The 15,383-nt window shown below is 71.5% G+C and carries 10 protein-coding genes; 8 read left to right on the top strand and 2 right to left on the bottom strand.

Annotated features, from left to right (window positions below; genetic code table 11):
• Nucleotides 1-14: 14 nt before the first annotated feature.
• The 7 genes from KIS93_RS56865 (at nucleotide 15) to KIS93_RS56835 (ending at nucleotide 11,665) form a co-directional block, all read left to right on the top strand.
• Complete coding sequence (locus KIS93_RS56865) at nucleotides 15-1,241, top strand: Acg family FMN-binding oxidoreductase (protein ID WP_230466242.1); 1,227 nt, start codon at nucleotides 15-17, stop codon at nucleotides 1,239-1,241.
• A gap of 173 nt (nucleotides 1,242-1,414) precedes the next feature.
• Nucleotides 1,415-1,735 carry a trypco2 family protein gene (locus tag KIS93_RS64075; protein ID WP_155127617.1) on the top strand — a complete coding sequence of 107 codons (321 nt, stop codon included), beginning with the start codon at nucleotides 1,415-1,417 and terminating at the stop codon, nucleotides 1,733-1,735.
• Entirely contained in the window at nucleotides 1,722-5,144 is a 3,423-nt protein-coding gene (locus tag KIS93_RS56855) for a tetratricopeptide repeat protein (protein WP_080039398.1), read from the top strand. Before KIS93_RS64075 ends, KIS93_RS56855 begins: the two co-directional genes overlap by 14 nt.
• A gap of 131 nt (nucleotides 5,145-5,275) precedes the next feature.
• Complete coding sequence (locus KIS93_RS56850; RefSeq protein WP_080039397.1) at nucleotides 5,276-5,977, top strand: hypothetical protein; 702 nt, start codon at nucleotides 5,276-5,278, stop codon at nucleotides 5,975-5,977.
• 101 nt (nucleotides 5,978-6,078) lie between these two features.
• Nucleotides 6,079-7,149, top strand: a complete 1,071-nt coding sequence (locus KIS93_RS56845) for a Glu/Leu/Phe/Val family dehydrogenase (protein WP_222108072.1) — start codon at nucleotides 6,079-6,081, stop codon at nucleotides 7,147-7,149.
• Between the two features lie 502 nt (nucleotides 7,150-7,651).
• Nucleotides 7,652-8,665, top strand: a complete 1,014-nt coding sequence (locus KIS93_RS56840) for a class I fructose-bisphosphate aldolase (RefSeq protein ID WP_281262019.1) — start codon at nucleotides 7,652-7,654, stop codon at nucleotides 8,663-8,665.
• 219 nt (nucleotides 8,666-8,884) lie between these two features.
• Entirely contained in the window at nucleotides 8,885-11,665 is a 2,781-nt protein-coding gene (locus KIS93_RS56835; RefSeq protein WP_222108070.1) for a cation-translocating P-type ATPase, read from the top strand.
• A gap of 5 nt (nucleotides 11,666-11,670) precedes the next feature.
• Here KIS93_RS56835 and KIS93_RS56830 read toward each other — a convergent pair whose 3' ends face one another.
• Entirely contained in the window at nucleotides 11,671-13,128 is a 1,458-nt protein-coding gene (locus tag KIS93_RS56830; RefSeq protein ID WP_080039395.1) for a sensor histidine kinase, read from the bottom strand.
• A complete protein-coding gene (locus tag KIS93_RS56825) occupies nucleotides 13,125-13,856 on the bottom strand; it encodes a response regulator transcription factor (protein ID WP_080039394.1) in 732 nt (243 codons plus the stop codon). The genes KIS93_RS56830 and KIS93_RS56825 overlap by 4 nt, the downstream gene beginning before the upstream one ends.
• A 153-nt stretch (nucleotides 13,857-14,009) precedes the next feature.
• On the opposite strand from KIS93_RS56825, the gene KIS93_RS56820 reads away from it, so the two are divergent.
• Nucleotides 14,010-15,377: a ferredoxin reductase family protein gene (locus KIS93_RS56820; RefSeq protein WP_155127614.1), complete on the top strand. Its 1,368-nt coding sequence runs from the start codon at nucleotides 14,010-14,012 to the stop codon at nucleotides 15,375-15,377.
• The last annotated feature ends 6 nt before the right edge of the window (nucleotides 15,378-15,383 follow it).

The following is a 15,383-nucleotide window of genomic DNA, read 5'->3' as shown; positions in this document are numbered from 1 at the left end:
AAGGGATGGGCTTCGTGGCATTCGCGTCGATCCGCGAGCAGGCGGGCGGCGAGGGCGGCGGCCTGGGGACGGCGGTGCATGTCGAGCCGGAACAGCAAGCGGGAGACGGCACGGCGGCGGCGATCCGGGAACGTCATCGTCGCCGGCAAGCAACCCGTACTCGACCCGAAATCACCACCCGGCTCGTGCTCCGTACGCGGGCTTCACGCGAGGGCCTCGACGTGATGCGCTGGGCGCATCGCCTGCTGTCGTCTGCTGGAGGTGGAGCCATGGCGGCACGATCCGTCAAACATGCGCTCGACGCGGCGGTGGAGGCCGCCCGGTGGGCGCCCTCGGTGCACAACACCCAGCCCTGGACGTTCCACCTGGACGGTGCGGAGATCGGACTGAAGGCCGACGTCGAACGGCAGCTTCACGTGAGCGACGCGAGCGGCCGGGAACTGCTGATCAGCTGCGGTGCCGCCCTGTTCACCATGCGGACGGTCATCCGGTGCGAGGGATACGAGCCGATCGTCCGCGTCCTGCCCGACCCGGACCGGCCCAACCTGCTGGCCACCGTCAAGGCCGGCGCCCCGGCGCAGGCCGACGAGGTGACCTGGGTACTCGGCGGGGAGATCGAGCGGCGGCGCACCCATCGCGCGGGCTTCGCCGACGTGCCGGTGCCGGAGCGGCTTCTCCAGTCACTTGAGCGGGCCGCCATGAACGAGGGCGCCAAGCTGACGCCGGTGCTGAACCCGCAGGCCATCGCGGTGATCGCCGCGCTCACGGAAGCCGCCCAGGGCGTGCAGGCACGGGACCGGCGGTTCACCCTGGAACTGCTGCGCTGGTCGCGGGCGCCCGAAAGCACGCGCATGGACGGCGTTGCGGCCGACGCCCATGGAGGGGGACGTACCGAGCCGTACTTCGCCCAGCGCGAGTACGCCTGGCGCCGCGAGTGGGTCCGCGAGAGCGGGCCAGGCACTGCGGTGGGGACCGTGGCGTTGCTCAGTACGGTCGGCGACGGCCGGGAGGACTGGATCGCTGCGGGCCAGGCGCTGCAGCACATTCTGCTGCACGCCGCCGCGCATGGCGTCAGTGCCGCCTTCCACACTCAGGCACTGGAGATGGACCAGCTGCGCGAGTTCCTGCGTCAGCAGCTCTGCGGCGCCGCGTACCCGCAGATGATCATGCGGCTGGGCGTCACGCTGGACGCGGACCCCGACTCCATCCGCCGTTCCTTGCCGGAGGTCCTCGAGGAATGAGACGCCGAGGCGCACCACGCGCGCCGTCATGACCGGTGTGGGGCAGCGACCTCACCCCGCGCCGCCGGGACCTTCGGCCCCTTCCGGCATGACGTTCGACCGGTTGGCGGCCGTCCTGCCGGAGCCGACATTGGAACGTGACAAAGGCTGCACTTCCGGAGAGGGGACAGGCCATGCCTGGACAAGAACCGCCGGGCATCGAACTGGCGACGATGATAGGTGCGCTGCGCGACTCCTTGGATGCCACGCAGCGAGCCGGTGCCGACAGCCACGGGCCCCGGTTCCAAGTGCGGGAGATCGAAGTCGAAGCGACGGTCGAAACGACCTTGGACATCAGAGGATCGGGCACCGTCAAGTTCTGGGTGGTGGACGCCGGCCTGGAGACCGGTCGCGCCCGAGCCTCCACCCAGCGCGTCCTGCTCCGGCTGAGCGTCGGCTCCGACTACACGATCGCGCGCCCACTTTCGGAGGGAGACCTCCATGACCTCCCCTGAGATCAGGAGAATCGCGTTCCTTCGTACGGGCGGCAAACAGTCTTCGGGATACCTCATCGCACCCAGGCTGGTGCTCACCGCAGCGCACTGTGTGGGCGGGGCCGGCGAGGTCGTCCAGGTGCGTGCCCTGAGGCCCGGACGGGAGGGCGGCCTGCGAGCGAGCAGGAGTGTGGAGTTCCGGGTGATCGCGCTCAGCACAGGAGCCGGGGCGCACGAGACCGACGGGTTCGCCCTGCTGAGCACGGACCGGGACGATCCCTTCGGCCTGAGGGCGCTGGAGCCCGTCCGCTGGGGCCGCCTGGCCGGAACGGACTCGCTCCGCGCGGAGGCGTTCGGCTTTCCTGAGCTGGCCGACGAGCAGCGCGGCAACCTCGAACACGCTGTCGGCAAGGTGATCCCCTGTTCTGGAGCGGTGGCCGGTCCAGAGCAGCCCGGCTGGCGGCTGGCCTTCCAAGTGGAGAGCGGCACTCCTGCGGTCGGTGTCGAGGCGGGCGCCCTGTGGCGAGGCGCATCGGGCGCCGCGCTTCTCGGCGAGGGCCACCTGCTCGGTGTGCTCACCGAATGGCACCCGATCGTGTCCGGGCGTCTCAGGGCACTTCCGGTGGAGCTGCTGCGGGATCAGAAGACCTTCCTGCAGCGCATGGCCGAGTATGGGGTGGCGCCGGTGGTGTTCGAGCCGATGTGGGCGGGATGGCAGGTGCTGGAGCCCGCCTACACGCCGCTGCCCGAGAGCTGGTCGGCGGCCGATCTGCTGCTCGCCCGGCACCAGGTGGTGGAGTTCGCCGGTCGTGAGGCCGAGCTGCACCGGCTGATGGAATGGTGTCTGGCTCCGGGGCGTTCCAAAGTGTCGGTCATGCTCATGACCGGCGACGGAGCGGTCGGCAAGACCCGGCTGGCCCGGGAGCTGTGCAAGCGGGTGGCGGCTCGAGGCTGGCTCTGCGGCATGCTCTGCCCCCTGGCCGAGGACCTGTCGAGCCTGATCGAGGTGGACGAGGACCGCCTGATCGTGGTCGACGACGCCGACGTCCAGGTCGGACAGCTCGACGTCCTCCTGCGCCGCCGCAGCGGGCACGGGCGGCTCCGGCTGCTGGCGATCGCCCGTCACGCGGATCAGTGGTGGACCACCTTTCACCGCCGCTACGACGAACTCATCGAGGAGCGACCGCTCGACGTGGCACCCATGGATACCGCCACCCGTGAAGCCGTCTACGCGCACGCGCATGCCGCGTTCCTCCACAAGCAGCGTGAGGCCGGCGCTGCGCCCGAAGCCGCCGACTTCGGGCGCGTCACCTCTCCGGAGGCGCCCGCGGACCTCGCCGATCCCGACTTCAGCAGTTGCCTGTTCATCCTCATCCTGGCCCTGATCGACATCCGTCAGACGCTGGAGCCGGCATGGTCCGGCGCTTCCGGCCCGGGCGGGGCGGGAACCCGGAGACAGGCGCTGTACGAACAAGCGCTCGATCTGGAACGGGAAGACTGGATCAAGCACGCGGAACTGGCGGGCCTGACGGCGGACCCGGTCCTGCTCGACCGAGTGGTGGCAGTGGCCAGCCTGGCCTTCGCCGGAGGCGACACCGACGGCCATATGGAGAGCGAGGCCGCCCGTTGCCTGCGCATGGTGCCCGACCTGGCCGATGCCACCGAGCTGACTCGCCGCCGTTACGTGCGCTTGTTCCAGGAGCGGATCCATGGGCAGGGCGCGCTGCGTCCGCTGCGCCCCATCCGGCTGGCGGAGCACCTCGCCGAGCAGGTGATCCGGGACTTCCCCGAAACCGTCGCGGAACTGCTGGATCTGCCCCGCGATGCGCACGGCTCACCTGAGGACGCGGCCCGCCAGGCGTTGAGCACCTTGCAGTTGCTCAACGCCGTGGTGTTCGGGAACGGGGTCGCCCGGTCATGCGACGAGGTGCTCCACGATGCGCTGCATGAGGCACTGCGGCTGCACGCGCCCAAGCTGGTCGCACTGGTCGGGAAGGTGCTGGAGGACAGGGACAACTCCACCGGCCGCTCCCTGGCGACCGCACTGGAGGGAGCCTTCGCGTGGCTTCCGGACGGCCGTATCGCCGCCCAGGCCGCCGACGAGCTCGAGGAAGCCTGCCCGGACGCACTGTTGTCAATGGCCAGGGTCCTGCACACCCGTGCGGTGGACTATTACTCTCAAGAGCCGCATACCGCGCAGGCCCGGTCGAAGCTGGGCACGGCGCACCGGCGCCTGGCGCGCGTGCTGGCCGACGCGGGCTTCCGGCGCAGCGCGCACCACCACGCCTGGCAGGCGGTGAAACACCACAGCGCGCTGGTCCGAACGGACGGATCCTACGAGCATCTGCTCGACAAAGCCCACGCGTTGAGCAGCCTGTCCGTACGCGCCTACGACATCGGACACTTCAGCGAGTCGCTCGACGCCGCCCGCGAAGCCGTACAGATCTATGAGGAACTGCTGCGAAGCCATCCTGATCGGCGGCACCATGTCCACCTCAGCTTCGCCCTGTGCAACCTGTCCCAGTCGCTGGCACATCTCGGACGCTGGCGAGAGGCCCTGCAGAACGCCACCGACGCCCTCGACCTCGTGACGGCCGACCTGCCCACCGAGTCAACCGGCCCGCCGGTACCTGCGGCCGAGATCGCCGAGGCCGAGGCCTTCGCCCGCCGCTCGCTGGCACGCCGCCAGCCCCAGGGCGGGCAGATCGCGGAGGCGATCGCGTCGGCCGCACACGCATGCCGGCTCTACGGGCAGTTGCGAGAGACCCAGAACGGCAGGACCTGGGACGGCGACTTCGCCCAGGCACTCGTCGTACTCGGCCGCCGCTACACCGACAACCGGGAGTGGGACAAGAGCATCGAAACGCTGTCACAGGCACTGTCGATCTACCGGGAACTGGAGCACGAATACCAGGAAGCGGAGCGTACGCGGCACGCCGACGCGTTACGCGACTTGGCCGAGGCCCATCTCGGCAAGGCGCGCGAGCACGGCCCGGACGAGTCCAGCTCGCTGGACGCGGCTCTGCACCGAGCGCAGGAGGCCCTTGCCCAGCACGACCTGATGGCGCAAGAGGACAAGTACGCCAGGCGGGAGAGCAGAGCGAGAACCATGCGCGTACTGGCGGAGGCGGAGTTGTGCAGGGGCAGGGCCGAGCAGGCCCGGGACCACGCACGCGACGCGCTGGCCATCCTCCAGTACGTCCCGGATCGCGCCTGGCGGGGCCGGGTCAACGAGGCCCGCCTGCGCTGCGTGTACGGTGACGCGCTGGCCGAGCTCGGGGACGCCGTCACCGCGGCCGGCGAGTACCAACTCGCCCGTGATCTCTACCAGGTGCTCGATGCGGAGGAGCCCGATCGGGTCGATCTCGAGCTTCGCCGAGTCGGCTTGAGGTCCCGGAGCACCGCGGAGCGGGACTCCGGCCGGTTCTGAGCGGCGTGCGGGGCGCCGCCGGAGGAGGAAAAGGTCCTGCCGGATCAGGGTCGTACGGCTCTCCTCCCGCGCGAACCGGCGGCCCAGTGTGGAGACATGGCCGCAGCGCAGTCGACGGATGCGGAGGAGACATGCGTACCGAAAGGATCATTGCGGGTATCGTCGTCGCCGTCGTGATCGGATGCCTCGGCATCCTGGCGACGCTCATGATCTGGCTCGGCACCTGGACCGGGCTGGGGACGGGGCTGGGCATCGCGGCGGCGGTCCTGCTGCTGTACGGGCTCATCTTCCAGCCATGGGCGTGCCGATGGGGCGCCACGGACGAGGAGGCGATAGCGGCCATGCCCGGCGATGAGCTGGTTCCCGACGCCGACGTCACCACGCGGGCCGTCTCCATCGACGCTCCGCCCGGCCGGGTATGGCCGTGGCTGGTCCAGATCGGCTGGGGCCGCGCCGGCTGGTACAGCTATGACTGGCTGGACAACGACGGCAGGCCGAGCGCGGACCGGATCATTCCCGAGCTGCAGCATCTGCGGGTGGGCGACATCGTTCCGATCCTTCCCGGACGGGAGCCATCGGTGTGCCACCTCGAGCCGGAGACGTCGCTCGTCGTCGGCGACACGCAGATGGGGCTGACAGGGTGCTACCTGCTGAAGCCGGTCGGCGACAACGGCGCCCGCCTGATCAGCCGGTGGCGGCAGCGGAAGTCGCACAACGTGCTCGCCCTCGCCTGGTCGCTGTTCGGCGTCCCTGGTCAGTTCCTGCTGGAGCGCAAGATGCTCAAGAACATCAAGGCCAGAGCCGAACGGGCCCCAGCCCTGGACCGTCCGTGAGCGGACAGGCTCTCTCGGCGGCCCCAGCGCGCACAACGCGGCGAAAGCCCCTGCTGGTGACACGGACAGGCGCCGGCGAGCGGTGAGTGAAGGTGAGGACCGTGGTACGAGAGATCACAGCCACCTGGAAAGCGGACGAACTGGGCCCGGTCAAGGTGGTGTTCCTGCGCCCCATGCCGCACATGACCGCGGCCGTGGTGGTCGACAACGTGGCACTGGGCCCGGCGATCGGCGGGGTGCGCATGACACCCACCGCCTCGGTGGCCGAGGTGGCCAGGCTGGCAAGAGCCATGACGCTGAAGAACGCCGCGGCGGGCCTGCCGCACGGGGGCGGCAAGTCCGGCGTCCGCCGGGCGGCGACCATGGACGGCGTCTCCCGCGACCAGGAGATGCGCGCCTTCGCCCGCGCGATCGAGCAGCTCACCGACTACATCCCAGGCCCGGACATGGGCACCGACGAAGGCTGCATGGCGGTCGTGCACGACGAGATCGGCCGGGCCGTGGGACTGCCGTCGGTGCTCGGCGGCATCCCGCTGGACGAGCTCGGCGCGACCGGGTACGGCCTGGCCTGCTGCGCCGACGCGCTGGCAGCGGACAAGGTGATCGACCTGGACGGCGCCCGGGCGGTCGTGCAGGGCTTCGGCGCCGTCGGCTCGCACGCGGCCAGGGCGCTGGCCGGGCGGGGCGCCCGGATCATCGCCGTGTCCGACGTCCAAGGAGCGGTCTACCGCGAGGAAGGGCTCGATGTCGAGGACCTGCTGGCCGCCAAGAAGGCGGGCCGGCCGGTCGCCGGCTTCCCCGGCGGCGCCGCCGTGGAGCGGGACGAGATCCTCTGGCTGGAGTGCGAGCTGCTGGTGCCCGCGGCCGGCCCTGACGTGTTCACCGGCGAGAACGCCGGACGGGTGCGTGCCAAGACGATTCTGCAGGGGGCGAACATCCCCGCCACCGCCGCCGCCGAGCGGATCTTCCATGAGCGGCATGTGCTGACCGTCCCGGACATCGTCGCCAACGCCGGGGGTGTCATCTGCGCCGCCGTGGAGTATCAGGGAGGGACACGCGCCCAGGCCTTCGCCGCGATCGAGGAGAAGATCGGGGCCAACACCGCCGAGCTGATCGACCGGCTGGCCGCCTCCGACGCGCTGCCCGCCAGGCCGCGACCGAGATGGCCATGACCCGCATCCGCACCGCCACCGCCTACCGGCGGCGCTTCTGAGCCGATGCGGCACGAATGGCCTGCCGCGCTTCGGCGAAGGTGTCGCGAAGACCGGCAAGAGATCGGCTGCACCGGCGATTTCCAGCGTCCGCACGGGCACTTCATGCGAAAACGGCGCCACCATGATCGGCCCTGTCTACCTTCCGCCGCGCCTCAAGGGGACGTTCGCCTCTGGCCGACACCGGGCGATGGGCCGACGGACGACGTTTCACCACGCCCTCGACCCGGGCGATCAGCCGTAGCGCGATCGCGGCTTCGCTGCGGCGTTCCATCCAGCCGCTGACGGGGACGCCGTGCTCGTCCATGACGCGCGCGGCCGAGATCCCGGGGAAGAGCGTGACGGCGGGAGAGCTGGGGACGTTCGGCCCTGGTGATCGCGGCACCACCGCACCACCGTCGAAGGCGGAGACACGAAGGGAGCCGGAGATGGATCTGAAGCGACTTCTCGGTGACGAGACCGGATACCTGCTCGAACATCAGGCCGTGGGCGTGGCCCGCGAGGCGCTGCACCTGCCGGGCCGGACTTCGTCGATCGCGTCGTGGCGGGCACCGACCGCCCGCCGGGGGTGCTGCGCAACCTGCAGCACGTCTTCGACACCGGCCGGCTGGCCGGGACGGGCTACCTGTCCATCCTGCCGGTCGATCAGGGCGTCGAGCACTCGGCTGCCGCGTCATTCGCACCGAACCCGGCCTACCTGGACCCGGCCGCGCTGTGCGAGCTGGCGATGGCGGGTGGTTGCAACGCCATCGCGTCCACCCTTGGCGTGCTCGGATCGGTGTCGCGCCGGTACGCGCACCGGATCCCGTTCATCGTCAAGCTCAACCACAACGAACTGCTCACCTACCCCAACCGCTACGACCAGATCATGTTCGCCTCCGTCCGGCAGGCGTTCGACCTGGGCGCCGTCGCGGTGGGGGCCACCGTCTATTTCGGCGCGCAGGAGAGCATGCGCCAGCTCCAGGAGGTGCGCGGGGCCTTCCAGCAGGCACATGAGCTGGGCCTCTTCACTGTCCTGTGGGCGTACCTGCGCAACGAGGCGTTCGTCAAGGACGGGGTGGACCACCAGCTCAGCGCGGATCTGACGGGTCAGGCCAATCACCTGGCGGCCACGGTGGAAGCCGACATCGTCAAGCAGAAGCAGCCCGAGTCCAACGGTGGCTTCCGCGCGCTGCGGTTCGGCAAGACCCACGACAGGGTCTACAGCACGCTGGCGACCGAGCACCCGATCGAGCTGACCCGCTGGCAGGTGGCCAACTGCTACATGGGCCGCGTCGGACTGATCAACTCTGGCGGAGCATCGGCCGGACAGGGCGACCTGGCGCAGGCCGTCCGGACCGCCGTCATCAACAAGCGGGCCGGCGGCATGGGCCTGATCGTGGGCCGCAAGTCCTTCCAGCGGCCGATGGCCGACGGGGTCGCGCTGCTGCACGCGGTGCAGGACGTCTATCTCGATCCCGACGTCACGGTGGCCTGAACCTCCGGCGATTTCGGTGATCGGGCAGCAAGGACGAAAGCCCTCCGACATGAGGGCGGGCGTACGGCGCCGCGACCGACGCGATGAGCGGGGCCGGCGCCGGTTCGCCCCGATCTTGATCTCGTCCGCCCGGCGATGCCGGGCCCAAAGTCCTGTGTCGTCGAGACCTCCGGCCCTCCTGTACTCCCTCCACGGCGCCGAGTGTGAAGAAGGCCGAGTGTGAAGAAGACGGAGGGCCGACCGGAGAGCGAGGCGATCGTCATGAAGGCCGCGGAGGGTGACCGGCTGACCCGTCAAGGATCGCGTAGTGCCAGTGCCGGCGATCGCAGAGCAGGGCCGGGCGCGGGCGTCGAGCACCCGGCCGACCACGCTCACCTGATCACGGATCCCCGCGAGCCGCTGCCCCTGCTGCGTCAAGAGCTGAGAACCGGCCCGCGCGGACTGTCGGCCCGCGAGGCCGCCCGGCGGCTGGTCGTCTACGGTCCCAACACCGTGCGCCGCGGCCGGCGTTCCTCGCTCCTCCCGCAACTCGGCAGGCAACTGGCCCATCCGCTCGCGCTGCTGCTGTGGGCGGCGGCCGCGCTGGCGTTCGTGGCGGCCATGCCGGTGCTCGGCTGGGCGATCCTGGCCGTGATCGTGGTGAACGCCGCGTTCGCACTGTTACAGGAGCGCCAGGCCGAGCGCGCGGTCGAGGCACTGGCCGCCTACCTGCCCGAGCGCGCCCTGGTCGTCCGCGACGGCCGTACGCAGGCCGTGGAGGCCGTTGAGCTGGTGCCGGGCGACCTGGTGGCACTGGAAGAAGGCGACAAGGTGCCGGCCGACGCCCGCCTGACCGGCGGCGCCCTGGAGATCGACATGTCGATGCTGACCGGGGAGTCGGCTCCGGTGGAACGGGTGGCCGGGCCCTCCGAGGACGGGGTCGCCCTGCTCCGCGAGCCGAACCTGATCTTCAGCGGCACCACCTGTGTCAGCGGCCAGGCACAGGCCATCGTCTTCGCCACCGGCGGGCACACCGAACTCGGCCGGATCGCGTCGCTCAGCCAGCGCGGCCGGCACCGCGACAGCCCGCTGGAGGTGCAGGTCAAGCGCGTGGCGTGGCTGATCGCCGCGGTTGCCGTGGGAATGGGGGCAGCCTTCCTCCTCATAGGAACCCTGGTGGGGCTGCCGGTGACCGATGCCCTGATGTTCGCGATCGGGTTGCTGGTGGCCAACGTCCCCGAGGGGCTGCTGCCGACCATCACGCTCGCGCTGGCGGTCGGCGTGCGCGTGCTGGCCCGCAGGGGAGCGGTGGTCAAACGGCTCAGCGCCGTGGAGACCCTCGGCTCCACCAACGTCATCTGTACCGACAAGACCGGCACGCTGACCGAGAACCGGATGCGCCTGCGGGCGTACTGGACGCCGGCCTCCGGCATCGTCACGCGGGATGCACCGCCGCCCGCCGAACTGGCACAGGTGATGAGCGACTGCACCACGGTCTCCCGCACTGACGACGGCGCACTGCGGGGCGACCCCACAGAGATCGCGCTGGTCGAAGGCGCCGGATCGCCGGACCTGGCCGGCAGGGACGAACGCCGGCGCGCGGTGTTCCGCTTCGACGCCCGCCTGCGCCTGATGTCCACCGTCAGCCGTCACGGCGACAAACTGACGGTCAACGTCAAAGGCGCGCCGGAAGCGGTGCTGGCCCACGCCGTCATCGAACAGCAGGCCAGAGCCGACGTGCTCGCCGCCGTCGACGATCTGGCCCGTCGCGGCTTACGCGTCCTGGCCATCGCGGCCCGCGACCTGCCCGCCGCGGCGCCCGTCCCCGCACACCGTGAGGAGGCCGAGACCGAGCTGCGCGTCCTCGGCCTGGTCGGCCTGTACGACCCGCCGCGACCTGAAGCGGCCGAGGCCGTGGCCCGCTGCCACGAGGCCGGCCTGCGCGTGCACGTCGTCACCGGCGACAACGGGGCGACCGCCGCGGCGGTGGCCGCCGAGGTCGGCATCGGCGTGCCCCGCCTGACCGTGGTCGCCGAGGCCGAACAACTCCACGACCACGACCTGGACGAGCTGCTGACCGGAGACGCCGAGGTCGTCTTCGCCCGCTCCTCGCCCGAGACCAAGCTGAAGGTCGCCGACGCGCTGCGCGCCCACGGCCGGATCGTCGCCATGACCGGCGACGGCGCCAACGACGCCCCCGCCCTGCACGCGGCCCACATCGGCGTGGCGATGGGCGCCTCCGGCACCGACGTGGCCCGCGAAGCCGCCACGCTGGTGCTCACCGACGACAACTTCGCCACCATCGTCGCCGCCATCGAATCCGGCCGCCGCGTCTACGACAACGTCCGCAAGTTCATCCTCTACATCTTCGCCCACGCCGTCCCCGAGATCGTGCCGTTCCTGATCTTCGCGCTCAGCGGCGGCGCCATCCCGCTGCCGCTGACCGTCCTGCAGATCCTGGCCATCGACCTCGGCACCGAGACCCTGCCCGCGCTGGCCCTGGGCCGCGAGCCCGCCGAGCCCGGCCTGATGTCCCGCCCGCCCAGGCCCGCCTCCCAGGGCGTCATCTCCCGCGACATGCTGGTGCGCGCCTGGGGCTACCTCGGGCTGGTCTCCGCCGCCCTGGTCATGGGCGTCTTCTTCTACGTGCTCCGGCGCGCAGGCTGGCAGCCGGGCGACCCCACCGGCCCCGGTAGCCCGCTGCACCAGGCGTACCTGATGGCCACCACGGCCACCTTCGCCGGGCTGGTCACCTGCCAGATCGGCACCGCCATGGCCGCCCGCACCGACCACGCCCCACTGCGGCAGGTCGGGCTCACCTCCAACCCTCTGCTGCTCGCCGGCATCGCCTTCGAACTGGCCTTCGCCGCCGCCCTCATCTACCTGCCGCCGCTCCAGCACCTGTTCGGCACCGCCGCGCTGCCGATCGACGTCCTGGCCGTCATCGCCACCTTCCCCGTCATCGTCTGGGGCACCGACGAGCTACGCCGCTGGGTCCGCCGACGCCGTGCTCGCTCGTGACCGCTCTACTGTGGCGCGGCCCCGGAGCGCCTCGCGGGGGCGGGCAGAGTCACGCGGAAGGCGGTGCGACCCGGCCGGCTCTGGACGGACACGGCCCCTCCGTGGGCTCCGATCACGGCTTTGACGATGGCCAGCCCGAGCCCGCTGCCGCCCTGCGCCCGCGAGCGCGCCTTGTCGGCCCGGACGAACCGTTCGAACAGCTCCCCCTGCAGCTCCTCGGGGATGCCCGGCCCGTCGTCGGTCACGGTCAGCTCCACCTCCTGCGGCAGGGCGCGTACCGACACCGTCACCGTGGTGCCAGAAGGGGTGTGCACGGCGGCGTTGCCGAGCAGGTTCACCACCACCTGGTAGAGGCGCGCCGCGTCGCCGGCCACCGTCACCGGCTCCTCCGGCAGCTCCAGCCGCCAGCGGTGGCCGGGCGCGGCGACGCGGGCGTCGCCGGTGGCGTCGATGGCCGCGCGGGTCAGGTCCACCTCCTCGCGCGCCAGCGGCCGGCCCGCGTCGATCCTGGCCAGCAGGAGCAGGTCGTCGACCAGCGTGCTCATCCGTGCCGACTCGGCCTCGATCCGCTCCAGCGAGTGCCCCACCTCCGCCGGAAGCTCGCCGGAATGGCGGCGGGCCAGCTCCGTGTGGGCCCGCACGGTGGCCAGGGGCGTACGCAGCTCATGGCCGGCGTCGGCGGCGAAGGTACGCATCCGCTGCTCGCTGGCGTGCCGCCGGGCCAGCGCGTCGCCGACGTGCCCGAGCATGCGGTTGAAGGCGGCGTTGAGCCCGCCGATCTCCGTGCGCGGGTCCTCGACCGGTACGCGGTCGGGCAGCGCCACCTCGCCGCTGGACAGCGGGAGCGTGCTGACCCGCTCGGCCGTGGCGGCCAGCCGCTGCAAGGGCCGCAGAGACAGCCGCACCCACAACGCCCCCGCCGTCCCCGCCACGGCCATGACCACGGCGAACACCACCAGCTCGGCCACCTGCAGCCGGCGCACCGTGGCTTCGACCCCCTCCATCGGGAGCCCGCCCATCAGCACGTCGCCGTCGGCGCCCGGCGTCGCCATGACGCGGTAGTCGTCCAGCTCCGACAGCTCGACCGAATGGCCCCGCCCGTCGGCCGGGACGGCGGCCAGAGCGGCGACATCCCCGGCCGACAGGCTGACCCTGACGTCGTCCGCGCTGCGCGAACGGACCACGGCGGCGTCGGTCACCTGACCGTTCACCAGACGGACGCCCAGGGTGCCGACCGACTGGCCGCGGCTGTCGGCGTGCTCGCGCTCCTGCCCGGCCTCCTCGCCGCGGTGCTCCAGCGTGACGGCGAACCGGCCCGCCGCCACCGCCAGCTGCTGGTCCAGCCGGCTCACCAGAAACCGCTCCAGCTCCAGAGAAGTGGCCACGCCGACCGTGGCACAGGCCAGCGCGAGCAGGACCAGCACCCCGGCCATCAGCCGGCCGCGCAGGGTGCGGGGCCTCATGACGGCTTGAGCACATATCCGACGCCGCGCACCGTGTGGATCAGCGGCGAGCGCCCGGCGTCGATCTTCTTACGCAGGTAGCTGATGTAGAGCTCCACCACGTGCGCCTGACCGCCGAAGTCGTAGGACCAGACCTCGTCCAGGATCTGGGCCTTGCTGAGCACCCTGCGCGGGTTGCGCATGAGCAGGCGCAACAGCTCGAACTCGGTCGGCGTGAGCTCCACCAGCTCTCCGCCGCGCGTCACCTCACGGGCGTCCTCGTCCATGCACAGGTCGCCGACGACCAGCCGGTCACCCTCGGCGGCACGCGCCATCCCGGCGCGGCGCAGCAGACCGCGCAGCCGGGCGACGACCTCCGCCAGGCTGAACGGCTTGGTCACGTAGTCGTCGCCGCCGGCGGTGATGCCGTTGATCCGGTCCTCCACGGCGTCCTTGGCGGTCAGGAACAGCACGCACACCTGCGGCGCGTCGGCACGCAGCCGGCGCAGCACCTCCAGGCCGTCCAGGTCGGGCAGCATGACGTCCAGCAGGACCGCGTCCGGCTCGAACGCGCGCGCCAGGCTCACAGCGGCGGCGCCGCCTCCTGCTGTACGGACCTGCCAGCCCTCCTGCCGCAGCACGGTGCCGAGCACCTCGGCGAGGTCGGGCTCGTCCTCGACGACGAGCACGCGGACGGGCGCGCCGTCCACGCGGCGCAGCTCGGGCAGGTCATGGGCGCTAGCTTGCATGGCGTTACCAGGATCCCTCCTGTCCGCTCCGCGCACCATCCGCCTCACCTATGAAAACCCTCTGAGTGACCGGGACCTGCCTTCTTCAGAGGGAATCGAGAAGTTCGGCTGGCAGTGTGGCTCGCGATCGCGAAGCGTAAAGGGGGCACGATCGTGAGCACCGCTTCGGCCACCCGCGCCGGGACCAGGACACGGCCCATCAGGGCCGCCCGCGCGCGTCCCGGTGCCGTCCTGACGGTCATCGCCGCCGGGACTCTGGCCGTGCTGGGCCTGTGGTGGTCCGGCACACCGCAGGTCTCCGGACTCGCCGACTGGCTGACCGGAGCCGGGCGCATCACCGGCCTGCTCGCCGCGTACGGCATAGCGGTCCTGCTCGCGCTGATGGCCCGCATCCCCGCCCTGGAACGCGGTGTGGGCTCCGACCGGCTCGCCCGCTGGCACGCGATGGGCGGCCGGTACGTGGTCGGGCTGGCGGTGGCCCACACACTGCTGATCATCTGGAGGTACGCGCTGGCGGACGGCACCGGCGTGGCCGGTGAGACGGCGACGCTGATCCTGTCCTATCCCGACGTTCTCGCGGCCACGGCGGCGGTGCTGCTCCTGGTGGGGGTGGGCACCGTCTCGGCGCGCGCGATCCGGCCACGCCTGCGCTACGAGACCTGGTTCCACCTGCACTTCTACACCTACCTGGCGGCGTGGCTGGCGTTCGGGCACCAGCTGTCGACCGGCGGCGAGTTCGTCGGCTCTCCCGTCGCCCGCGCCGCCTGGTACGCCCTCTACCTCGCCGTCGCGGCCGTGCTCGCCTGGTACCGGTTCCTCACCCCGATCCGCCAGGCGGTCCGGCACCGGCTCAGAGTCGATCGGGTGGAGGCCGAGGCGCCGGGCGTCGTCTCCGTCTACGTCTCCGGGCGCGAGCTGGACAGGCTCAAGGCCGAGCCCGGCCAGTTCTTCCGGTGGCGGTTCCTCACCAGGGATCTGTGGTGGTCGCCGAACCCGTACTCGCTGTCCGCGGCTCCACGGCCGGGCGAGCTGCGGATCACCGTCAAGGGCCTGGGCGACCATAGCGCCCGGCTGGCCAGCCTGCGGCGGGGGACCCGGGTCATCGCCGAAGGACCGAGCGGCGCGTTCGCCCCTGGCCGGCCGCGCCACGGGCGCAAGGTGCTGCTCGTCGCGGGCGGGGTCGGCATCACCCCCTTGCGCGCCCTGTTCGAGGCGATCCCCGCCGCGCCCGGCGACCTCACTCTTCTCTACCGTGCCCGGAGTGAGGAGGACCTCGTGTTCCGCGCGGAGCTGGAGGAGATCGCCCACCGGCGGGGAGCGGCGGTGCACTACTGCGTCGGCCCGCGCGAGCAGGTCGGCGACCCCTTCGCGCCCGCGGTCCTGACCGCTCTGCTGCCCGAGCTGGCGCGGTACGAGGTCTACGTGTGCGGGCCCGCCGGGATGACCGGCGCGGCGACCTCCGCGCTGCGCGCGGCCGGAGTGCCGAACCGCCGCATCCATCGTGAATCGTTCGAGTTCTGAGGAAGC

The organism is [Actinomadura] parvosata subsp. kistnae (assembly GCF_900323885.1).
GTDB classification, from domain to species: Bacteria; Actinomycetota; Actinomycetes; order Streptosporangiales; family Streptosporangiaceae; genus Nonomuraea; species Nonomuraea composti.
Note: the sequence above shows the minus strand (reverse complement) of the source record. Positions and strands in the feature narration are given on the sequence as shown.

Bases quoted from the DNA above. Each gene is read 5' to 3' on its own strand.
- KIS93_RS64075 (WP_155127617.1), top strand. From the start codon at position 1,415: ATGCCTGGACAAGAACCGCCGGGCATCGAACTGGCGACGATGATAGGT.
- KIS93_RS56855 (WP_080039398.1), top strand. From the start codon at position 1,722: ATGACCTCCCCTGAGATCAGGAGAATCGCGTTCCTTCGTACGGGCGGC.
- KIS93_RS56850 (WP_080039397.1), top strand. From the start codon at position 5,276: ATGCGTACCGAAAGGATCATTGCGGGTATCGTCGTCGCCGTCGTGATC.
- KIS93_RS56830 (WP_080039395.1), bottom strand. From the start codon at position 13,128: ATGAGGCCCCGCACCCTGCGCGGCCGGCTGATGGCCGGGGTGCTGGTC.
- KIS93_RS56825 (WP_080039394.1), bottom strand. From the start codon at position 13,856: ATGCAAGCTAGCGCCCATGACCTGCCCGAGCTGCGCCGCGTGGACGGC.